The sequence below is a fragment of the Bradyrhizobium sp. 35 genome (assembly GCF_023073215.1).
GTDB lineage: Bacteria > Pseudomonadota > Alphaproteobacteria > Rhizobiales > Xanthobacteraceae > Bradyrhizobium > Bradyrhizobium canariense_D.
Genome location: NZ_JADPJC010000050.1, coordinates 41,629 through 63,534 on the forward strand (window position 1 = coordinate 41,629; position 21,906 = coordinate 63,534).

20 protein-coding genes are annotated in these 21,906 nt (G+C 63.8%); 7 read left to right on the forward strand and 13 right to left on the reverse strand.

The features are described 5' to 3' along the window. Positions 1-1,392, forward strand: coding sequence for an ATP-binding protein (locus IVB36_RS08350; protein ID WP_247391193.1), 1,392 nt, complete (start codon positions 1-3; stop codon positions 1,390-1,392). An 85-nt stretch (positions 1,393-1,477) separates the two neighbouring features. Here IVB36_RS08350 and IVB36_RS08355 read toward each other — a convergent pair whose 3' ends face one another. Next, positions 1,478-2,779: a M20/M25/M40 family metallo-hydrolase gene (locus IVB36_RS08355; RefSeq protein ID WP_247391194.1), complete on the reverse strand. Its 1,302-nt coding sequence runs from the start codon at positions 2,777-2,779 to the stop codon at positions 1,478-1,480. A 280-nt stretch (positions 2,780-3,059) separates the two neighbouring features. Here IVB36_RS08355 and IVB36_RS08360 point away from each other — a divergent pair, with 280 nt between their 5' ends. Next, a complete protein-coding gene (locus IVB36_RS08360; RefSeq protein ID WP_085395849.1) occupies positions 3,060-4,148 on the forward strand; it encodes a TRAP transporter substrate-binding protein in 1,089 nt (362 codons plus the stop codon). A gap of 78 nt (positions 4,149-4,226) precedes the next feature. Here the strand turns inward: IVB36_RS08360 and IVB36_RS08365 are convergent, their stop codons facing one another. The 5 genes from IVB36_RS08365 to IVB36_RS08385 form a co-directional block, all read right to left on the reverse strand. Then, positions 4,227-5,882, reverse strand: coding sequence for a TRAP transporter large permease subunit (locus IVB36_RS08365; RefSeq protein WP_085352727.1), 1,656 nt, complete (start codon positions 5,880-5,882; stop codon positions 4,227-4,229). 27 nt (positions 5,883-5,909) lie between these two features. Continuing rightward, the gene (locus tag IVB36_RS08370) at positions 5,910-6,491 is read right to left on the reverse strand and encodes a TRAP transporter small permease subunit (RefSeq protein WP_018459380.1); all 582 of its coding nucleotides are present in this window, start codon (positions 6,489-6,491) and stop codon (positions 5,910-5,912) included. 170 nt (positions 6,492-6,661) lie between these two features. Next, on the reverse strand, positions 6,662-7,687 hold the full coding sequence (gene moaA, locus IVB36_RS08375) for a GTP 3',8-cyclase MoaA (RefSeq protein ID WP_085352728.1): 1,026 nt from the start codon (positions 7,685-7,687) through the stop codon (positions 6,662-6,664). Between the two features lie 107 nt (positions 7,688-7,794). Continuing rightward, positions 7,795-8,292 (reverse strand): hypothetical protein, encoded by a 498-nt coding sequence (locus IVB36_RS08380; protein WP_204510891.1) that lies wholly within the window; start codon positions 8,290-8,292, stop codon positions 7,795-7,797. Positions 8,293-8,431: 139 nt separating this feature from the next. Beyond that, positions 8,432-9,121 carry an HAD-IA family hydrolase gene (locus IVB36_RS08385; RefSeq protein ID WP_247391195.1) on the reverse strand — a complete coding sequence of 230 codons (690 nt, stop codon included), beginning with the start codon at positions 9,119-9,121 and terminating at the stop codon, positions 8,432-8,434. Between the two features lie 175 nt (positions 9,122-9,296). Here IVB36_RS08385 and rpiA point away from each other — a divergent pair, with 175 nt between their 5' ends. From rpiA to gor, 3 genes are read left to right on the forward strand one after another with little or no spacing between them, the layout of a single operon-like run. Further along, the gene (gene rpiA, locus IVB36_RS08390; RefSeq protein ID WP_247391199.1) at positions 9,297-10,010 is read left to right on the forward strand and encodes a ribose-5-phosphate isomerase RpiA; all 714 of its coding nucleotides are present in this window, start codon (positions 9,297-9,299) and stop codon (positions 10,008-10,010) included. 2 nt (positions 10,011-10,012) lie between these two features. Then, positions 10,013-10,531, forward strand: a complete 519-nt coding sequence (locus IVB36_RS08395; RefSeq protein ID WP_247391201.1) for a DUF2059 domain-containing protein — start codon at positions 10,013-10,015, stop codon at positions 10,529-10,531. Between the two features lie 55 nt (positions 10,532-10,586). Next, complete coding sequence (gene gor / locus IVB36_RS08400) at positions 10,587-11,975, forward strand: glutathione-disulfide reductase (RefSeq protein WP_247391203.1); 1,389 nt, start codon at positions 10,587-10,589, stop codon at positions 11,973-11,975. Positions 11,976-11,981: 6 nt separating this feature from the next. On the opposite strand, the gene IVB36_RS08405 is transcribed toward gor, so the two are convergent. The 7 genes from IVB36_RS08405 to IVB36_RS08435 all read right to left on the reverse strand — a co-directional run bounded on the left by IVB36_RS08405 (position 11,982) and on the right by IVB36_RS08435 (position 20,447). Further along, on the reverse strand, positions 11,982-13,121 hold the full coding sequence (locus IVB36_RS08405; protein WP_018459373.1) for a hypothetical protein: 1,140 nt from the start codon (positions 13,119-13,121) through the stop codon (positions 11,982-11,984). Between the two features lie 572 nt (positions 13,122-13,693). Beyond that, complete coding sequence (locus IVB36_RS08410) at positions 13,694-14,920, reverse strand: carboxylate-amine ligase (protein ID WP_143273417.1); 1,227 nt, start codon at positions 14,918-14,920, stop codon at positions 13,694-13,696. 21 nt (positions 14,921-14,941) lie between these two features. Then, positions 14,942-15,769: a class II glutamine amidotransferase gene (locus IVB36_RS08415; RefSeq protein WP_085352733.1), complete on the reverse strand. Its 828-nt coding sequence runs from the start codon at positions 15,767-15,769 to the stop codon at positions 14,942-14,944. A 92-nt stretch (positions 15,770-15,861) separates the two neighbouring features. After that, on the reverse strand, positions 15,862-16,488 hold the full coding sequence (locus tag IVB36_RS08420; protein WP_018459369.1) for an FMN-binding negative transcriptional regulator: 627 nt from the start codon (positions 16,486-16,488) through the stop codon (positions 15,862-15,864). 73 nt (positions 16,489-16,561) lie between these two features. Beyond that, positions 16,562-18,028, reverse strand: a complete 1,467-nt coding sequence (locus IVB36_RS08425) for a PLP-dependent aminotransferase family protein (protein WP_247391205.1) — start codon at positions 18,026-18,028, stop codon at positions 16,562-16,564. Positions 18,029-18,078: 50 nt separating this feature from the next. Continuing rightward, the gene (locus IVB36_RS08430; protein ID WP_247391207.1) at positions 18,079-18,675 is read right to left on the reverse strand and encodes a redoxin domain-containing protein; all 597 of its coding nucleotides are present in this window, start codon (positions 18,673-18,675) and stop codon (positions 18,079-18,081) included. Between the two features lie 14 nt (positions 18,676-18,689). Next, on the reverse strand, positions 18,690-20,447 hold the full coding sequence (locus IVB36_RS08435; protein ID WP_247391209.1) for an MOSC and FAD-binding oxidoreductase domain-containing protein: 1,758 nt from the start codon (positions 20,445-20,447) through the stop codon (positions 18,690-18,692). A gap of 167 nt (positions 20,448-20,614) precedes the next feature. Here IVB36_RS08435 and IVB36_RS08440 point away from each other — a divergent pair, with 167 nt between their 5' ends. Both IVB36_RS08440 and IVB36_RS08445 read left to right on the forward strand, forming a co-directional pair. After that, entirely contained in the window at positions 20,615-20,995 is a 381-nt protein-coding gene (locus IVB36_RS08440; RefSeq protein ID WP_018459365.1) for a nuclear transport factor 2 family protein, read from the forward strand. 436 nt (positions 20,996-21,431) lie between these two features. Beyond that, positions 21,432-21,905, forward strand: coding sequence for a TerB family tellurite resistance protein (locus IVB36_RS08445; protein WP_247391211.1), 474 nt, complete (start codon positions 21,432-21,434; stop codon positions 21,903-21,905). The last annotated feature ends 1 nt before the right edge of the window (position 21,906 follow it).

The window sequence follows — 21,906 nt, forward strand, 5'->3', positions numbered from 1 at the left end:
GTGGCCCGGATCGGATCTCACGCCGGATTCCGCGCCGGGATCCATGGGAGGTCGCCGACGTTCAAATCGCTGATCTGGCGCATCGTGTTCCTGCACATCGTGGCGGTCGCGGTGGTCGCGATCTTCCTGCCGCTGGTGCTGTTCTGGCTGCTCAATTCAGAGATCGACCAGCTGCATCGCGATGCCATGCGCGCGCAGGCCGAGGTGTTGGCCGAGCGCATCGTCGCCCAGCCCGACGGGCTGCTGACGTTCAACCTGCCGGACAGTCTCAAGGGCCTTTATTCAGAAGCCTATGGCCGCTACCAGTACGACATTCGCGATGCCGGGGGGAATCTGCTGTTTTCGTCGCGGCGCAAGACCGGCACTGCGGCGGCCGCGCCACCGCCGCTCTCCGAAACGATTTCCGGGGCCGGAGTCACCCGCACCATCGACGGCAAGGTGATACGCATTCGCGTCGCGGAGGACCTCGCGCACCGCGACGTCATCATCGACGACATCGTATCGAACTTCTTCCGGCGGGTCGGATGGATCACCATTCCGATCCTGCTGGTCCTGCTCGGCATCGACATCATCATCTTTCGCCGCGCTGTTGCGCCGCTATGGAAGGCCTCCGAGGAGGCGAGCAATATCGGCCCGGCGCGCACGGACATCCGCCTGCCGACGGAGCAGATTCCGCGCGAGATCATGCCGCTCGTCACCGCCGTCAATCAGGCGCTCGACCGGCTCGAGGACGGCTTTCGGGTGCAGCGGCAGTTCACCGCCGACGCCGCGCACCAATTGCGCACGCCGCTCGCGATCCTGCGCACGCGGATTGAGACGCTCGGCGATGGCGCCGCAAGGCAGGCGCTGCATGCCGACATCGAGGGCATGAGCCGCATCGTCGCGCAGCTGCTGGAGATCGCCGAGCTCGACACGCTGGTGCTCGATCCCGGCGAGACCGCGGATTTGCGCGCGGTCTGCGCCGAGGTGGTCGGTTCGATCGCGCCGCTCGCGATCGCACAGCACAAGGATATCGCGCTGAGGGGCACCGAGGCGCCGGTGCTGATCCACGGCAATTCGGTGATGCTCCAGCGCGCGATCTTCAATCTCGCCGAAAACGCCATCAAGTTCACGGCAATGGACACGTCGGTCGATGTCGATGTGAGCGAGGATGGCGCGGTGCGCGTGCGCGATTGCGGGCCGGGAATCGCGGAAGCCGAGCGCGAATTGATCTTCCACCGCTTCTGGCGCGCCGACCGCCAGCGCAGCGACGGCGCCGGCCTCGGGCTGTCGATCGTGCGCGCCGTGGCGGATGATCACGCTGCGACGGTTGCGGTGGAGAATCTTCCGGGCGGCGGCGCGCAGTTCACGCTGCGGTTCAGGCTGGCGGAGAGTCGGGCGACGTTGATTTGAACGCGGCGCGGCGCTGACGCGCCACTTTCTCCCACATCCGCCTTTGCCAAGGCTTCGGCGGAGCGAGGAGAGAAAGAAGATCGGGCTATTTCAGCTTGCCGGTGGACAGATCCATGATCATGCGTGTGGTCAAATAGAGCCGCGGCACGATGCTGTTGAGCTGCACGTATTCGGCATCGTTGGAATGCGCGCCGAAGCCCGACAGGCCCATGCCTTCGACCACGGCTCCGCTGGTCTTGAGTGCGGCAAACGCCGCGTCGGTGCCGCCGCCGGTCGCCTTCTCGTCGACCTTGAGAGGCAGTCCGATCTCCCCATAGACCGTCTTGCCGTGGGCCGCGACTCGACGTGAGGCGTCGTTGGCCTCCAGCGGCGGACGGCGCACCTCGAATTTCAGCTCGACCTTGGACTCGGGCAGCAGGTGATTCTTGATCTTCGCCTGCAGTGTCTTCTCGAGCTCGTCGAAATCGGCGACCTTAAGTGCACGTGCGTCGGCCTGGGCCGTGGCCTCCGCGGGGATCACGTTGCGGTTGGTGCCGGCCTTGGAGACCGTCCAGTTCAGTTTCAGGCCCTGCTCTGGTTTGGACAGGTCCTTCATCTGCAGCAGCTGGTAGGAGAGTTCGTACAGCGCGTTGACACCGCCCTCGGGCCGTGAGCCTGCATGTGACGACTTGCCCTGCACCGTGAGATAGGCCGAGCCGATGCCGCTGGTGGCCAGCCGCAGCGTGCCGTCGGTACCGCCGCCTTCAAAGGAGAACACCACATCCTGATCCGCAGCGAACCTGGTGATGGTGCTGCGCCAGCCCGGTGAGGAGATCTCCTCGTCGCCATTGGTGAGCACCGTGAGCGTGCCGTAGTCCCGGAAGCTCAGCTTCTGCAGCAACGCCACGGTATGAAGAATGAGCGCGACGCCCTGCTTGTCGTCGGCAATGCCGAGGCCGTAGGCCTTGTCGCCGTCGATGCGGAACGGTTGATCCTTCAGCATGCCCTTCAGGTACACGGTGTCCATGTGGGCGATCAGCATGATCTTCTTGCTGCCGGTGCCCTTGAATACGGCGTGTACGGCCGGGCCGATCTTCTCGGGTGTGTCGTCGAGGCGATAGACGTCGGTGGGTTCGAGGATCTCCACCGTGCCGCCGAGCTGCTTGAGCTGGCCGGCAACGCGCTGGGCGATCTGGTTCAGACCTTCGACATCCTTGCTGCCGGATTCGATGCTGACGAGATCGCGCAGCGTGTCGAGCAGCGGCTGCTGCTCCTTTTGCGCCAGCGCATGGATGTCGGCCACGACATTCGCACTGGGCTCCGCATGCGCCGGCATTGCCGCACATGCCAGCCAGAGCGACGCGATCAACGAACCAACGAGCGATGGAGCAGGGTAGGATCGCGACATGCGTGGCGGCCTTAGGTTGGGGGAATGGCGCGGTATGCCCGTGTTTCCGGCGCTTGTCACGTGCCCGGCGCGCCCGTCATGCCCGGCCGAGGCGGGCGTGATGGGAACGGCCAGGGCCGCGGGCCGTCTAAGCCTAAAGTCGTAGGACCGGATGGCGCGGGAGCTGGGCATTTTCGTCCCTCACATCGTGAGGGATGGAAATCGGACGACACATGTTCCATGCTGGCCTCCAAGCCTCGGCAAGAAGGCCCATCGTCACAATCCATCAGGGTAGGACATCATGAAAAGACGAGATTTCATCAAGGTCACCGGGCTTGGTGCGGCGGGTGTCGCCACGCTCGCCGCTCCAGCGATCGCGCAGACGACGCCCGAGATCAAATGGCGCATGCCGACGAGCTGGCCGAAATCGCTCGACACGCTCTATGGCGGCGCCGAGATGATGGCCAAGATGGTCGCGGAAGCGACCGACAACAAATTCCAGATTCAGACATTTGCCGGCGGCGAGATCGTGCCGGGCCTTCAGGTGCTCGATGCCGTGCAGAACGGCACCTGCGAAATCGGCCACACCGCGTCTTATTATTATTTCGGCAAGGACCCGACCTTCACCTTCGGCTCGGCCGTGCCGTTCGGACCGAACATGCGCATCAACCAGGCTTGGTACATGCTGGGCGGCGGCAGGGAGATTCTCAACGAGTTCTACAAGAAGTACAACGTCGTCTCGCTGCTTGCTGGCAACACCGGCTGTCAGATGGGTGGCTGGTTCCGCAAGGAGGTCAAGACGCCCCAGGACTTCAGCGGGTTGAAATTCCGCATCGGCGGCTTCGCCGGAAAAGTGATGGCCAAACTCGGCGCGGTGCCGCAGCAGATCGCCGGTGGCGACATCTATCCGGCGCTGGAGAAGGGCACCATCGACGCAGCGGAATGGGTCGGGCCCTATGACGACGAGAAGCTCGGCTTCGTGAAAGTCGCGCCGCATTATTACTTCCCGGGCTGGTGGGAAGGCGGGCCGATGCTGCTCGCCTTCGTCAACCAGGACAAGTGGAATGCTCTGCCGAAGCACTATCAGAGCATCCTCGAGCAGGCGGGGCACTACGCCAACAACTGGATGATGGCGAAGTACGACCAGGCCAATCCACCGGCGTTGCGGCGCCTGCTCGCGGCCGGCGCCAAGCTGCATCCGTTCTCGCCCGAGGTCATGCAAGCCTGCTTCAAGGCGGCAAAGGAGCTGCACACCGAAGTCTCGGCTACCAACGCGGACTTCAAGAAGGTCTACGAATCGCTGACCGCGTTCTCGAACAACGGATATCAGTGGTTCCAGGTCGCCGAAGTCGGCTATGACAACTTCATGGCGCGCAACTCGCAGAGCTGATCGCAGAGCGCACGATCGGCCCAAACGAAAAAACCCGGAGCTTTCGCTCCGGGTTCTTTTTTGCAGGCGGGCCGGGCGCTATTGCTTCGGCTGGCCGAAGTCGAGCGGCGGCAGATCGATCTGGGGAATATCGATCTTGATGCTGTTGGGATCGACGGTGGACTGCACGCCCTTGTAGTGCATCACCATCGACGGGAACATGATCACGAGCAGCACCATGATCATCTGGATGACGACGAACGGCACCGCACCCCAATAGATCTGTCCCGTCGTGACCGGCTCCATGCGTTTGCCGGTGACGCGATCGGTATAACGTTCCTTCGGCGCGACCGAGCGCAAATAGAACAGCGCAAATCCGAACGGCGGATGCATGAACGACGTCTGCATGTTGACGCCCAGGATGACGCCGAACCAGATCAGGTCGATGCCGAGATGCTCGGCAGCCGGCCCGAGCAGCGGGATCACGATGAAGGCGAGTTCGAAGAAGTCGAGGAAGAACGCCAGCACGAAGACGAAGGCGTTGACGAAGATCAGGAAGCCGATCTGGCCGCCGGGCAGGGAGGTCAGCAGGTGCTCGACCCAGACGTGGCCGCTGACGCCGTAGAAGGTGAGCGAGAACACGCGTGCCCCGACCAGGATGAAGACGACGAACGCGGACAGCTTCGCCGTCGATTCGGTAGCCTGACGGATCAGGTCCCAGGTCAGCCGCCGCTTCGCGGCTCCGAGAATGAGGGCCCCGGCTGCACCCATCGCACCGCCTTCGGTGGGCGTCGCGACGCCGATGAAGATCGTGCCCAGCACCAGGAAGATCAGGAATAGCGGGGGCACCATGACGAAGGTGGTCTGTTGCGCCATCTTCGAGAGGAAGCGGTAGCCCGTCAGCTTGTCGAGCACCCAGTTCGCGATGGCGACGAAGAACGCGAAGAGAATGCCGAAGAACATGCTGAGCACGACGAAGTCGGCGCCGTGTGTCTCCGAATTCCGCATCATGAACCAGCCGAAGACGCAGCTCGCCAGGAACAGCACGCCGAGCGACTTGAGGCCGCGGTCGCCGCTCTCCTCGCGGAAGCCGATCGCCTCCTTGGGAAGACCAGGCGCCGCCTTCGGGAAAATCATGGTCACGAGGAACGCGTAACCTGCATAGAGGCCGGCGAGCACCAGGCCCGGAATGAATGCGCCCTCGTACATGTCGCCGACCGACTTGCCGAGCTGGTCGGCCATCACGATCAGGACGAGTGAGGGCGGAATGATCTGCGCCAGCGTGCCGGAGGCCGCGATGATGCCGGTCGCCACGCGGCGGTCGTAGCCGTAACGCAGCATGATCGGCAGCGAGATCAGGCCCATCGAGATCACCGAGGCCGCCACGACGCCGGTCGTCGCCGCAAGCAGGGCGCCGACGAAAACCACCGCGTAGGCGAGGCCGCCACGGATGGTGCCGAACAACTGGCCGATGGTGTCGAGCAGATCCTCGGCCATGCCGGAGCGCTCGAGCACCAGTCCCATGAAGGTGAAGAAGGGAATGGCGAGCAGCGTGTCGTTGTTCATGACCCCGTAGACGCGCTCCGGCAGGGCCTGGAGAAAGTCCGGGTGGAATTGGCCGAGCTGAACGCCGATGATGGCGAAGAACAGGCCGACGGCGCCGAGCGAAAATGCTGCCGGGTAGCCGAGCAGCAGCACGATCACGAGCGTCGCGAACATGATGGGCGCCAGATTGGCGATAATAAACGCGGTCATGACTTCCCCCTAAACCGTCGCCAACGGCTACTTCTTTTCGATCGCTTCGACGAGGTGCTCGACCTCGGCCTCCAGTGCGGACACCTGCGACTCGTGTGGGTCCGGGATCATGCCGCGCATGATCGCGATTCGCTTGATCAGCTCGGATATGCCTTGAACGAGCAGGAGGGCGAAGCCGATCATGATCAGCGCTTTTGCCGGCCATTGTGGCAGGCCGCCCGCATTGCCGGATTGCTCGTTGATCTGGAGCGAGCGCAGGAAGAACGGTATTCCGGTCACGATCATGACAACGGTCAGCGGGATCAGGAAGAAGATGTGCCCGATGATGTCGATGATGTTGCGAGCCCGTTTCGGCATCATGCTATTGAAGATGTCGATCCGGATGTGCTCGTTGTCGAGCAGCGTCCAGGACGCGCATAGCAGGAACACGATGCTGAAAAGCACCCATTGCAGCTCGAGCCACGAGTTGGAGGACGTGTCCAATGTCTTTCGGATGATCGCATTCAGCGCCGAGATGACGACGGCGAGCAGGATCAGCCAAGCCAGACGCTTGCCCGTCCAACGTGTGAACGCGTCAATTCCATTGCTCAGCTTCAGGAGCGCTTGCAAGATTGGTCCTCCCCGATTTGCCCCGGCCGTCTTGACTGCGCCGAGTGGGCGCGTTGGCTTGTCTCGCCGCGCAGGCATGAGGCTGCCGCACCAAACCAGCGAGCGTGCCGCCAGTCAATCGGAAGTTTGTTGATAGTTAAGGGGAATAAGCCGCGGCCGGCCAGCCGATGTTAGCCGCCGGTGACGCTCATGTGCCTGGAGACGCTGGGGCGGTCGTGGCGGCGGTCGATAATGAAATCGTGGCCCTTGGGCTTCAGCCCAATGGCGCGGTCGATCGCATCCGCAAGCAGCGAATCGTCGTCCGATGCACGCAGAGGTTTGCGCAAATCGGAGGCATCCTCGTGGCCGAGGCAGGTGTGCAACGTTCCCGTGCAAGTGACGCGCACGCGATTGCAGGATTCGCAGAAATTATGGGTCATCGGGGTGATGAAGCCGAGCTTGCCGCCGGTCTCGGCGACGCTGACATAGCGCGCCGGCCCCCCGGTGCTCTCGGCCAGATCGGTCAGCGTGAACTGCTGGGCAAGGCGCGCGCGCACCAGCGACAGCGGCAGATATTGGTCGATTCGTCCCGATCCGATCTCGCCCATCGGCATGACCTCGATCAGCGTCAGCCCCATGCCCTTGCCGTGGGCCCAGCGCATCAGGTCGGGAAGTTCGTCCTCGTTGAGGTTCTTCAGCGCAACGGCGTTGATCTTGACTGCGAGGCCCGCGGCGCGTGCCGCCTCGACGCCTTCCAGCACCTTGTCGATCTCGCCCCAGCGGGTGATCTCGCGAAACTTCTGCGGGTCGAGCGTGTCGAGCGAAACGTTGATGCGGCGGACGCCGCAATCGGCGAGTTCGCTGGCATGTTTCGCAAGCTGGGTGCCGTTGGTGGTCAGCGTCAGCTCGCTCAGCGCGCCGCTCTTGAGGTGCCGCGACAGCGAGCGCACCAGCGTCATCACGTTACGGCGGACCAGCGGTTCGCCGCCGGTGAGCCGCAGCTTCTTCACACCCTTGGCAATGAAGGCCGAGCAGAGCCGATCGAGTTCCTCCAGCGTCAGCAGGTCCGCCTTGGGCAGGAACGTCATGTCTTCCGACATGCAGTAGAAGCAGCGCAGGTCGCAGCGGTCGGTGACGGAGACGCGCAAATACGAGATGGTCCGTCCGAACGGATCGGTCATCGTGCTCGACAGGGGGCTCGCGGAAAGTCCGTTCATACCAAATGCCTTGTCACTTGCGGCAACGCGAGCAGTTTTGCTTCAGCGGTGTCCTGGAAGCAATCTAAGCATCGAATGCGTCAGAGACAATTGGGGGATGACGGAGGTCAGCGCATGCCCGCGTTAGGATCGGGGAAAGGCGAGCCCGCAGCCGGTGCGGCAGCAGCCGGGGCGACCGCGGCCGCCGCCGGTTTCGGTTTCTTCGGGCGGTGCGGCTTGCGGACCGGTTTTGGCGGAACGGCCGGCTGGAGCTCCGCGAAAATCGGGTTGGGGTCGGTGGTGATCGAGGCGGGCGTGGTGAAGTCGCCGGGATTTCTGATGACATTCACCGGTACGCTCACCGGCTGGTATTTTGGCAGCGCGAAAGCGACCGTGAAGGGGGCGTCGGGAGCGGGAACCGCGACGGAGCAGGGGGTCTTGCAGCCGGCACCCAGTGAGGTCGTGGCGTCAGCACCCGGGGGATTGGATTCGAGCCGGACCTGCACGGTCGGCGGGGCCGATTTGAACATGTCCCAGGACGTCGAAGACATCGAGGAGCAGCCGGCAAGGGTCGCTGCTCCCAAGAGACTGACCCCAGCTAGCGCAATCGCAATGACACGACGCATGACCATCCACTTCTACTGCGACGAACCGCCACATCCCCGGACAAACTTAGGAGTGTCGTTCCGAACGAGCAACCGGCCGGCCGCACATCGTTAGTAGATGGTTAAAGCGGGATTCCGTGGAATAACTAAGCTATCTCAGCTACTTGAGACCTGCCTGCGCGGTCATCAGGCTGCTGGCGGCTGCCGGCAGGTCGCGCATGTGATGGATCAGCCGGTCCGGCTTCAACTCGGCAATCGGGACGTCCGTATAGCCGAAGCTGACCCCGATCACGGGAACTCCGGCGCGCCGGGCCACGCCGACATCGGGTCCGGCGTCGCCGACCATGATGCTGGCTTTCACCTCGCCGCCGGCCCGCGCCACCGTTTCGCGGAAAATGGTCGGATCGGGCTTCTGCACGCCAAAAGTGTCGGCGCCGCAAATCGCAGCGAAGCGCCGGCTCAGGTCGAGCTGGTCCAGCAGGCGCTTCGATAGCCATTCCAGCTTGTTGGTGCAGACCGCGAGGCGATGGCCCTGGGCTGCAAAATGGTCGAGCGCGGCCTCCAGCCCCTCGAAGGGCCGGGATTCGACGGCGATATTGTCGGCGTAATAGGCGATGAAATCGGCCGTCATCCGGTCCATGTCGGCAACCGTGACGCTGCGGCCCTCGGCCTCCAGCCCCCGCTCGATCAGCTTGCGGGCGCCGGCGCCGATCATGTTGCGGGCCGAGGCCATCGGCACGGGCGGCAGCCCTTCGCGGTCGAGCACGTAATTGAGCGCGGTGATCAGGTCGGGCGCCGTATCCACAAGCGTGCCGTCGAGATCGAAGACGATGGTGTGGGAGGGGGTCATGGTCCAGCGCTACCGGCCCGGCCCCGCCCGCGCAAGGGCCGAAGCCATAAGATCACCTTATAAGGTGGGTCCGGAGGCCGGTTCCCCCAGACCCTGTTCTCCGAGGGAAAACGAGGCTACACAGGCCGCCGCGAGCCTATGAGGCAGCACACTCGTAATTCAGGGACGGCGCAACGTGAACATGGACCAGTTGAAGCGGCAGGCAGCGGCGCGCGCCCTCGAGGACGTCCGAGACGGCATGCAGCTCGGGCTTGGGACCGGCTCGACTGCCAAACATTTCGTCGAGCTGCTCGGCGAGCGGGTCCGCGCCGGACTGAAAGTGATCGGCGTGCCGACCTCCGAGACGACGCGCCTCGATGCGCTGCGATGCCGCGTGCCGCTGACCACGCTGGACGAGATCGACCATCTCGACATCACCGTCGACGGCGCCGACGAGATCGATCCCGAACTCAATCTGATCAAGGGCGGCGGCGGTGCGCTGTTGCGCGAGAAGATCGTCGCGGCCGCCTCGGATCGCATGATCGTGATTGCCGACGACACCAAATGGGTCCCGACACTCGGCCGCTTTCCGCTGCCGGTCGAGGTCATCCCGTTCGGGCTCGGCGCAACGCGTCGCGCGATCGAGAAGGCGTTTGCGGAATGCGGCGTTTCCGGGCAGATGGCGGTCCGCAACGGCAAGGACGGCCACGTTTTCGTCACCGATGGCGGCCACTGGATCCTCGATGCCCAGCTCGAAAAGATTGAGGATCCCGCCCGCCTCGCCACGGCGTTGAGCGCGATCCCCGGCGTCGTCGAGCATGGTTTGTTCATCGGCTTGGCCAGCTCGGCTGTCTTGGCGGGTGGCGAGGGAATTCGCGTGATTGAACGGCGAAAGCCGAAAGGAGACTAGGAATGAAGAGCGTTTTGAAATTGTTGCCGGTCGCGACCCTCGCTGTGGGACTGGCCCTCTCGGTCGCCCCGGCCGGGGCCCAGCAGGCGGCTTCGCCGAAATCGTCGCCGACGGCCATCGCGGCCGCCAAGGAGATCCTCGCGATCAAGAACGCCAGTGCGATGTATGCCAACGCCGTGCCCGGCCTGGTCGATAAGACCAGGATCGCGCTGATCCAGCAGAACCTCAACTATCAGAAGGATCTCACCGAGGTCGCCGGGGTCGTCAACCAGCAGCTGGCAGGCCGCGAAAAGGAGATCGGAGAAGGCATGGCGCAGGTCTATGCCAGCGAGTTCACCGAGCAGGAGCTGAAGGATCTCGTCACCTTCTACAAGTCGCCGCTGGGCAAGAAGCTGATCGAAGCCGAGCCGCGCGCGATCGGGCTGAGCATGGCCTTCATGAACTCCTGGGCTCAGAACTTCTCCGAGACCGTGATGGGTGCCTTCCGCGCCGAGATGCGCAAGCGTGGCAAGGAGATCTGACAGTCCCTATCTGATCGGAATCCGGATCATGTTCTGAAAGAGGTCGGAGTGGACAATGGCTGAATTCGACGTCGACCTCTTTGTCATCGGTGGCGGTTCGGGCGGCGTGCGCGCCGCCCGCATCGCGGCCGGCTACGGCGCCCGCGTCATGATCGCGGAAGAGTACCGCATGGGCGGGACCTGCGTGATCCGCGGCTGTGTGCCGAAGAAGCTGTTCGTCATCGGCTCGCATTTCCGCCATGAGATCGAGGACGCCGCCGGCTTTGGCTGGACCGTTCCGTCTGCGACCTTCGACTGGCCGACGCTGATCGCCAACAAGGACAAGGAGATCGCGCGTCTGGAGGCGGCTTACACCGCCAATGTCGAGAAGTCGGGCGCGCAAATCGTCAAGAGCCGCGCGGTGATCGAGGACAAGCACACCGTCCGCCTGCTCGAGAACGACCGGAAGATCACTGCAAAATACATTTTGATCGCCACCGGCGGCGCGCCCAATCACGGCGCTCCGATTCCCGGCATCGAGCACGTGATCTCCTCCAACGAGGCGTTTCACCTGGCCAAGCTGCCGAAGCGGATCGTGATCCAGGGCGGCGGCTACATCGCGCTGGAGTTCGCCGGCATCTTCGCCGGCTTCGGCTCCGACGTCACAGTCATCTATCGCGGCGACAACATTCTTCGCGGCTTCGACGAGGATGTTCGCGCCCATGTCCGCGCCGAGATGGAGAAGCAGGGCATCACCATCCTGACCGGCTGCACGGTGACGAAGGTCAATAGGCACGGCGAGGAATTCACCACGCATCTGTCGAACGGATCGAGCCTTGCCTCCGACCAGGTGATGTTCGCGATCGGCCGCCATCCCGCGGTCGCCAATCTCGGCCTGGAGAAGGCCGGCGTCGCCATCAACCCGCGGAACGGCGGCATCGCGGTCGACCATTTCTCCAAGAGCTCGGTCGACAGCATCTACGCGATCGGCGACGTCACCCATCGCTTCAACCTGACGCCGGTCGCGATCCGCGAGGGCCATGCTTTCGCCGACAGCGTGTTCGGCAAGCGCGAGGTGCAGGTCGATCACGCCAACATCCCGACCGCCGTGTTCTCGCAGCCGGAGGTCGGCACCGTCGGCCTGACCGAGACGGAAGCCCGCGCGCAATTCAGCCATATCGACATTTACAAGACCACGTTCCGGCCCATCAAGGCGACGATGTCGGGCCGCGATACCCGCGTGCTGATGAAGCTCGTCGTCGATGGTTCAACCGACCGTGTGCTCGGCTGTCACATCGTCGGCGATGCCGCAGCCGAGATCACGCAGGCAGTCGCGATTGCGGTGAAGATGAAGGCGACCAAGGCCGATTTCGACGCGACGATCGCGCTGCATCCGACCGCGTCCGAAGAGCTCGTCACCATGCGCACCCCGACCGCCCGCCACGTCCGCCAAGCGGCGGAGTAACTCCGCTCAGCCGTACAGGTATCCGACCGGCTTGCCCTCGGTGCGCAGCGGACGGATGTCCTTCTGCGTGATGATCTGACCGGCGAGGCCGTCGATCTCGTCGCGTTGCGTCGGCGTCCAGCTGCGGAGGTCGTTCATGCCCTTGAGAAGGCCGAGCCGAAGGACCTGCGTGTTCTCACCAACACCGACGAGGCTTGTGGCGTTCTTGCCCGCCGTCACCACATCGCCGGCCGCGAGCTCAAAGGTCTCGCCAGTCTTGTTCCTGAATTCGGCCGTGCCGCGGATCACGCGGTAGATCACGACCTCGCCCTTGGCGAAACATGTGGTGTCCGCCGCTGACGACGTGCTCTTGGACAAGAGCGATTGGCCGCGCGGATCGGTTGCGATGATGTGGCCGGCGACGAGGTGACCGCTCGGAGCCTCGATCCCGATATCGCGCACGTAAACCGGCATGGCCGATTTGATCGGGCTGTCGGTGAGCGGCTTGAACAGCGCATCCAGCGCCAAGGGGTCCTGGAGCCAGAAGCCTGCATCGACCGGGCGATCATGCAGAGAGTGGCTCCATGCCACCCGCGGCGTCTCGGCTTCGTTGATCTGGTCCGGACCGACGATGGTCGGGTTTGGAAACGTCGTCGGGTCAGTGATGAAGGCTTCGAGGAATTTGCCCGAATAGCCCATCGAGATTGGATCCGGCACCACCGTCTGCGGCGTCTTCAGATTCTCTTCGGTCGACAGTCCCGACCAGGTGTAGAACAGCTGTCGGTGCACGATCGCGCTTTGCAGCATCACCGCGCCGGGGCCGACATTATAGAAGCGCCCGTCATAGTCGAACGTGAACGCGCCCGACGTGACCAGCACGAGCTGAAAGCCGCCCGGCGGCAGATGAAGATGGAAGTCGGTAGGGCCGGTGTCGGGCAGATAGATCGGCAGATTGGTCGCGACCTCGTGCAGCAGGAAGGTTTCGTTGTTGGCGTGGAAACCCTCGTTGGCGCGATTGTAGAGGGCCTGCGGCCGGTACGTTGCCTCGAACTTCGCATTCCGGTCGCGATCGATCGCCACGAACTCCTGATCGTTGAGGCGAAGGGGCGCGCCGTCCGGGCGGGTGAGGCCGGTGAATTTGAGATCGCCGGTGGCATGCACGTTCATGGAATTCTCCGATCTGGCCCGCTCACCCTGTCTCGGCGCACGCATCTTGCTGAGAGCAGGGGATCAGGCCTGATGCTGCCTTGCGAATTTTAGGCCAGTCGAGGCGGTGCGCGGCACGCAAGGCTTTGCGACTCGCCGCCACGCGATGAAAAATCGAGGTTGCACTTGAGGTTAGATGACGCGCTTGACCAGCCTGCATGGCCATGTTCGCCCAGTCTGCAATCCTGGTGACGAGACGTGTCTTGTCTAATTTGGCGGCATTCTGGCGCGGATGCGCAGCTGCGCCGATCAGGAGAAGTCGGCGGCCGGGTGGCTGAAGCCGTTCATTCGAAAGCTCGACGGACGGTCCGCTCGGGCTTGCCGTACGGGCTGTCAGCCCACTTCGCCATGTCCACTGCACGCGCCTCGATGAGCTCGCACCAGAGGCAGCTGAGCTCCGCGCGCCCTTTGGCCGAGAGCATCGGAATGAGGCCATGGCCACAGCCAGCGCAACATTTGACGTGATTCATCGTTCTCTCCGCGACCTTACGCATTCAGGACCGACATTGTTGCTCCCGAAGCTTGCGCGGGCGCTATGAAGGCGCGGGAACGCCTGCGGCGGGGGTGCTCGTGCCCGAGATCGTCGCGTCTGCGATCCAGCGCGACACGGCGGCGATGTCTTCCGCATTGTCGCGGAAGGCGCGAAGCTGGAATTCGGCCGAGCTGCCGCGTTCGACGATGGTGCGACAGTGTTCGACCTCGGCCATGCAGTTCAGCGCGGCGGCGTCTTCGGCGATGTGCTCGATCACACGGGAGAGCAGCTCGGAGATCTCGACCGGCCCGTCCTTGGAGGCAAAGATGCAATCGGTGCCGTAGCGCTGGGCGCGCCATTTGTTTTCCACCGCAATTGCGCGTTCGACCGCGGTGACCTCTTTCGAGAGATGAGGTCGCAGGTAGAGATAGCGGGTCAGGCAGCGATAGAGCGAGGCAATGGCAACGGCGTCGTCGACGAAGGTGCAGGTATCGGGCGCACGCAGCTCGAGGGTCGGGTGCTTCATCGAGGGGCGCATGGCCCACCAGATGTGACTTTCATCGGGGATGACGCCCGAGCGCTGCAACGCGCCGACATATTCGTCGTAATCCTGCCGGCTCTCGAATAATTCGGGCAGGCCAGTGCGCGGCAGCTCGGAATAGGCGGCGAGCCGATAGCCCTTCAGTCCGGTCTTGTGTGAATTCCAGAACGGGGAGGAGGCCGACAGGGCGATGAACAAGGGCAGATGCGGCTGCATCGCTCGCATCACCGCCATGCGCTTTTCGGGATCGGGCAACTGGACGTGCACGTGCATGCCGCACATCAGGTTGCGGTGGCCGATGCTGCGCAGATCCTCAATCATCTCCTCGTAGCGTGGCTTCGGGCTCGGCTGCGACATGCGCCAGACCGCGGTCGGGTGCGTGCCGCAGGCCATGATCACGAAGCCGTATTGTGCCGCGACGTTTGCGACTTCGCGACGCAGGAAGCGAAGCTCTTCGCGCGCGTCGGCGACGTCGACATGCACGTTGGTGGCGACCTCGAGCTGCGACTGTAACATCTCCCGCATCGCCTGGCCGCCTGTCGACCAATTCGCAGATTCGAATAGCTCATTGGGGGTCTGGATCGCGACCTCCAGGCTGCGGCGATCGGCGAGGAAGTATTCCTCCTCGATACCGAACGAGTATTCCGCAGCCTTGCCGCGTCCGCCGGCCGAGCGAATGACGAGGTGCTGCCTGTCTTCGGAGGAATCGAGCCGCAGCAGTTTCAAGACGTCTGACGCCAATGTCATCGTGCCACCCGGCCAAGGTATTTACCCGCGGGCGATAATCCTTCTGGCAGGAGCGGGTTCCGCGTCGACCTCACTGGAAATTGCAAGATCGAACGGAACAATTTTCGCGCTCTCGGACGCACGTGCGACCAGCGCGTGATTCGCGGGCACTTCCGTCCAGTCTGTTTCCTTGTCGAACGGCTCGGAGACGACGATGACTTGGCCGCCAGCCTCGCGGAAATAGAGCGTGTTGGCGGCATCGTTGACCGCAACCCGGAAGGCATAGAGATCCCGGCCGTTAGCGAGGGCGCTGGTGAAGCGTAGCCGCTCACGAAGCTCGCCTTCGTTGACGAGGCCGACGAGGGCTCGCAGCACGCGATGCGTTGCGCCGAGCGGATCGGCGTCGAGACCCGCGCCCATCATGGCGAGAAACACGGCTTCCGAATCGGTCGTGCCTGTCCGCGAGGGGTAGTAGGCATCGGGGATCAGCGCCTCGACCTTGCGCCGTAGGCGATTCCAGCTGCCGACGAAACCATTGTGCATGAACATCCACTGGCCGCAGGCAAAGGGATGGCAGTTCTGCCGCGTCACTGCCGTGCCGGTGGCGGCGCGCACATGGGCGAAGAACAGATGCGAGCGCAAATGGCGGCAGAGGTAGCGGAGATTTTCGTCCGACCAAGCGGGGCGTGTTTCACGATAAAGACCAGGCTCCGGATGCTCACCGTACCAGCCGAGACCAAAGCCGTCGCCATTCGAGCCCGCCGTCGACTGGAGCGAGCGGATGCTTTGCGCGATGAGCGAATGCTCGGGCTCGGTGACATAGGGCTCGAAGGACGTGGTCTCGCCCCGGTATGCGATCCAGCGGCACATAGGAATTCCGTCAGGAGATGCTTGCTGAAATGTATCAACCAACCTGACAGGACGATGGTTCCCGACAGCGAGTGTCGGGAACCAAGTGGCTACTAAACCGGAACCGGAATCAATGGCGCAACCTCGCGATCACCAGCGTTCTCGCTCGCTGCGAGACCTTGCGCGACGCCGACACGGTCAGCCTCGGGACGGTTCTGGCTCATCTTGCGCTTGCCTTCGAACCGCACGACGGGAATCCGCACGCCGACGATTCCGCGCAGCTGAGTTGCGATGAAATCTTCGGGGGCATCGGTAACGGCCCACGGCTTTGCACGCGATCCTTCATGCCTATTCGTGAGCCGCGTCACGGCGTCGAGCAGGCGCTCGGGCTCCTGGAAGAATTCGACCGGGCCGTAGGCATGCACCGCGACGTAGTTCCAGGTCGGCACGACCTTTTCGGTTTCCTGCTTGGTCGCGTACCAGGACGGCGTCACATAGGCGTCGGGACCGCTGAAGATCGCCAGCGCATCTCCGATCGGCGGCAGTTTCCATTGCGGGTTGGCTTTCGCCACATGTCCGTACAGCACGCCATGTTCGCCTTCGCTCTCGTCGAGAAGCAGCGGCAGCGGCGTGGCGACGGGGCCTTCGCTGGTGGCCGTGACCAGGCTGGCGAGGCGGGCGCCGCGAATGGTCGCTCGGATGCTCTCGATGTCGTCCTTGAAGGCGGGAGGGATGTACATGTCTATCTCCGGTGTTGCTCTGGAGATAGCCGGAATCTGGCCTGTAAGAAACTGCCAGTTATCGTCTATTTGATCAGTCCAGTTCGGCGACGGCTTGTGCGAGAAGCCTGCAGCCGCGCTCGATCTGTGCCACCTCCAATGCCGAATAGCCCATGACGAGGCCGACCGTCTTCCGCGGTCGGCGAGGTCCGACGAACAGCGCAGAGACGGAATAGATGCCGACGCCCTTTGCACGGGCCGCCTTGATCAACGCGTCCTCTCGCTTCTGCGGCAGGTCGTCGAACCACGCCACGATGTGCAGGCCGGCGGCCGTGCCCTCGATCCGGACGCGGTCCCCCAACCTGCGGCGAAGCGCGTCGAGCAGCGCCCGCTGGCGTTCGGCGTTGCGCCGGCGCACGCGCCTGATGTGGCCGTCATAGGCGCCGCTTTCCAGCATCGACGCGAGAGCGTCCTGTTCGATCAGCGGCGTGTGCCGGTCCATGATCTGCTTGGCGGCGGCGATCAGGGATCGCAGGGCGGAGGGCACCACCAGAAAGCCGATCCGCAAGGTCGGCGAGAGCGTCTTGGAGACGGTGCCGAGATAGATCACATTGCCGCCGCCTTCCAGCGCGTGCAGCGGCGGGATCGGCTTGGTATCGTAGCGATACTCGCTGTCGTAATCGTCCTCGATCACGTAGGCGTCGTTTGCCCTGGCCCAGGCGAGCAATTGGTGCCGGCGGCCGATCGGCATGACGCCGCCGAGCGGATATTGGTGCGACGGCGTGACATAGGCGAGGCGGGCTTCGACGCCATCGAGCCGCGCTGTCTCCAGTCCATCCACGTCGACGGGAATCGGGATCGTCTCGGCGCCCGTCGCTGCGAAAGTATGCCGCGCCATCTGGTAGCCGGGATCCTCCATCACGAAGCGGTCGCCGGCATCGAGCAGCAGGCGCGCGCAGATGTCGAGGCCCTGCTGCGAGCCGTTGACGACGACGATCTGATCGACCTCGCAGCGGACGCTACGCGACCGCCAGAGATAGCCTTGAAGCGCGGTCCGCAGCCGCAGCGCCCCGCAGGGATCGTCATAGGCCAGCCGCTCGGGCTTGCGCGCCATCGCAGCGGTCACGGCCTTTTTCCATGCCAGTACCGGGAAATCCGACGGCGCGAGCTCGCCATAGCGGAAGTTCGCGACCAGCCCGCGCGGCGGCTCGGACCAGCGCGGCGGGTCTTGAAGCAACCGGTTCCCGAAGGCCGACAGCCGCACCTTCCGCGCCGACGGCCGCGACACTACGCGCGTGCGTCCTCGCTCGACGACGGCGCGAGCCACGCGCGGTCGCGCGCCATGGCGTGTTTCGATGAAGCCTTCGGCGGCGAGCTGTTCGTAGGCGATCGTGACGGTCGAGCGCGCCACGCCCATCTCACCGGCCAGCGCGCGGGAGGACGGCAGCACCCCGTCGATCCCGTACACCCGTGCCATGATCTGATCCCGCAGGACTTCGTAGATCTGGCGCGCGCCCATGCGGTCGGCACGGGGCGCGGGATTGGTCTTCATCTGGATCATCCACATTCCGAACCGGCATTCGCCCGAGCGGACGATGTCGGAATGTGGTTCTAATCCCGTTCGCCGAGAGTTTCGTCATAAGCCTTGCCGTAGGGATGAAAATGCTCCCTGCGGCCCTGGTCCCACAGTGCCCTGAGGCCGGGCGCCGCGATGTCCCAATCCGGCCGGCACTTCATGCCGACTGCCCTGAGGTCCTGGCGGAGCTCTTCGACGGTTGGACGGCCGAAGAACCAGTAGCCGTTGTAGATCTTGTGAATGACGAGGCCGGGCTCGAGCACGATCACGTGCGGAATCATCGGATTGTGGACGGGGTCGGTGTATTCGGCGATGTCGAGATCCTTCTGAACGAGGCGCCGCGAATCCGAGAGAAAGGGCCAGTGCGCTCCGACGCCGCTGCGATATTCGCTGGTCTGGGTGATGTTGTCGGTCGTGATCGTGACCATCCGGCAATAGCCCACCTCCATCTCGCGATGGAGTTGCAGCAAGCCTTCGGCCTGGCGACGATCCTTGGGACAAAATCCGCCGCGGCCGAGCACGAGCACCATTGGATCGCCCGCCTGCAGTTCGGAGAGCTTCCGGTGCTTGCCGGTGTGGTCGCTGAGTTCGTAATCCGGGAAGGTTACTCCCGGCATCATGTCAGGTCGCATTGCGCTCTCCCATTTTACAGATCAACCACGACGTCGTTTCGGGGTCGTGAGCAGCAGATCAGGACATTGCCGTCCGCCGGCGGATCGAGCGGATCCGGCGCATAGTCAACCGTCCCCGCGATCAACCCGCTCTCGCAATTGTGGCAGACGCCGGTCCGGCACGACCAGCGCACGGGGACGTCGCACGCCTCGGCCAATTCCAGCAGGCTGGCATAGGATGGTCCCCAGCGGACATTGAGGCCACTCCGGGCGAACGAAACCATCGGGCCGGGGCCGGGGGCACCGATCGGCGGGTGCGCCCGCTTCTGCGGGGAGGACGCTATGCCGGGCGTCAAGGACGGTCCGGCGCCGAACAATTCGGTGTGGATGCGATCCGGTGCGACGCCCAACGTGGTGAGGCCAGCTTTCAGATCGTTCATGAAACCTGCCGGTCCGCACAGATAGAAATCGCCGTCACGCGGCACGCTCAGGGTCTGGAGCAGGCGTGCGTCGAGATGTCCGGCTGTGTCGAACGCCACATTGAGACGATCGTCCGGGTCAGGCGCGCTGTAGCAGACGTGGCTATGGTGACGAGAGAGCCCACCTAGCAATTCGCGCGCCTCGGCGGCGAACGCATGTTCGCGGCCATTGCGAGCGCCGTGCAGCCACCACACGTCCCGCGTCGTCGCTTCGGCGGCGAGCGCGTGAAGCATTGCGAGCAAAGGGGTGACGCCGATGCCGGCGCTCAACAGGATGACGGGGCGTGCATCTTGCCGGAGCGTGAAACTGCCGCGTGGCGCGCCTAGTTGCACGGCAGCGCCGGCCAGCAGCTCGTCGGCAATGTAACGGCTGGCGGCGCCGTGAACTTCGCGCTTGATGCTGACGCGATAGGACGCGGCATCGGCGCCGCTCGACAGCGAATAGCTGCGTGTCATCGCCTGCGCACCGGAGGGCTCGAGCTTGATGACGACGAATTGACCGGGCAGGGCGGCCGCCACGGGATGTCCGTCGGCGGGTTCGAGGATCAGCGACGTCACGTTGCCGCTTTCGGCGATCTTTCGCGCCACGCGAAAGGAGCGGAATCCGCGCCAGGCCGGAGCTGGGCTCGCCGCCGGCCCAAGCCCGGCGTTTCCCGCGGTCTTGTTGTCCTTCTGCTGCTCGAGCAGCGCCTCGAAAGAACGGCGCCAGCCGCGGCTCAGCGCGGGAATCCGCAGCGCGCGCTCCAGGCGTTCGCGCGGATGAGGCGGCAGGTAAAGCAGCGCATTGATCTCGAACACGCTCATGCGCTCGGGTCCCACAGCGATCTGTGTGATCTCGTCACCGGCTTCGACGTCGCCTTCCTCGATCACACGGAAATAGAATCCGGGCCGCCCGTGCCTGACGAGCAGCGCGGCCATGTCCGGCTCGTCCATGCGAATGCCGAGACGGTAGCAGGTGACGCGCGGCTGCGTCACTTCGAACACCGCGGAGCCGATCCTGTAGCGGTCTCCGATGCACACGTTGGTGTCGGCGAGGCCCTCGACCGTAAAGTTCTCGCCGAACTGGCCATGAACGAGGTTCGATCGACCCAGATGCTCCTGCCAGTACCGATAGGATTCATCCTGATAGACGAATACGGCACGATGTTCGCCGCCATGACCGGCCGTATCGCCCTGGCCGTCGCCATCGATGTTGAGCCGGCGCACCCTGCGCGGGCCTGTGACCTGTGCCTTCCAGATGCCGGTGTGGACGGTCCGACCCTGCCAAGCGACGTCGCGCGGCAGGCCGACATTGACCGAAAGCAGACGTGCCATTGCGTGTTCCCGATCTGGCTGCGCGGTTCTGCCGTCATCATTGCATCGGATGGGGTTTTTGGCTCGTTAGTCGTTGTTAGACGTTGCGAGCAAGCCTTGCCACCGGCGACGCTGAGGCCAATTTGAAATGCGTAACGTAAACGCAGTCGGTACAACGGGAGATCACGATGGATGATCAGGGCAAGCTGGCCGCGCTCCAGCGCCATTGGGATGCTTCGGATGCGAACGATTTCGAGGCCGAGCACGACATCTATCGCGAGGACGCGGTGCTCGACTATCCGCAGTCCGGCGAGCGCATCCGCGGTCGCAGGAAGATTCAAGAGAGCCGGTTCGTGCAGCCGAACAAGAAGCGCTTCACGGTTCGGCGGATCGTCGGCAGTAACGATCTCTGGGTGAGCGAATTCGTGCTGACCTATGACGGGGTGCCGTCTTACGTCGTGAGCATCATGGAATTCCGCGACGGCCTCGTGGCGCACGAGACTCAATATTTCGGCGACAGGTTCGAGCCGTCGCCCTCGCGGGCGCATCTTGTCGAGCGGGTGGGGTAGGCTGAGTGCTCCGCACTCCGCTGTCATTCCCCGCGCAGGCGGGGAATCCAGTACGCTGCGGCTTCTCGACAAACTACGGGCGTCTCGGAGTACTGGATCGCCCGCCTGCGCGGGCGATGACAGTAAAAGACATGATCGCAGGTGCGGAGCGCGCAGAACTGCTTAGCCAATGTGGCAACACGGAACCCGATGCGGCGGCTGGTCGCAGTCGCGTCGTCTTGATTCCGACAGCCCCATCTTTATGTGTGAAACGAACAAGAATCCGGGCCCCTCTGGCGAGGAAGTCGACGCTGTCGGCAAAACCTCGTGATGTCGGATGACCTGTCCCGCGCGAATGCGATGGATCGGCCGATCGTCGGGCCTTCTTGAGAGTCTCTCCGACCGAATCGTCCCCATCGCAGCTCCGTGCGGTCTTTCGCAAGATAAGGGAGCAACGATGTCCGACGCCAAGCATTCAAATCCGATCGAAATCGAGATCACCGAGCCATCCAGCCTGAACGAGCAGGCTGCGGTGGCACTGGTGATCGTCGGCGCGCTGGTTGCCGTCGCCGACCGGCAAGTTTCGCCGGTCGAACGCGACGAGGTCGTCCGGTTCATCCGGGATCGCAAGCTGGCGCCGCATATCTCGGACGACCGGCTCTACGCGATGTTCGACGACCTTGCTGAACGACTCGAGGAGCCGGATTTCGCCAATGTGGTGATCGAGAATTTGCGTCCGGTTTCAGACCTGCCGCTGTCGGCTCATTTGATGGAACTGTCGGAGCGCGTCGCGGCCGCGGACGAGGACGTGCATCCCCACGAAGTGCAGGCGATCAAGCTGTTGCGCCTGCTGACGCTGGTGCTGCCGCGCGCAAAGCAGGTGACGCCGGGTGCAGTGCGCGCCGAACACCGCATCGCCGCCGAGGAGTAAG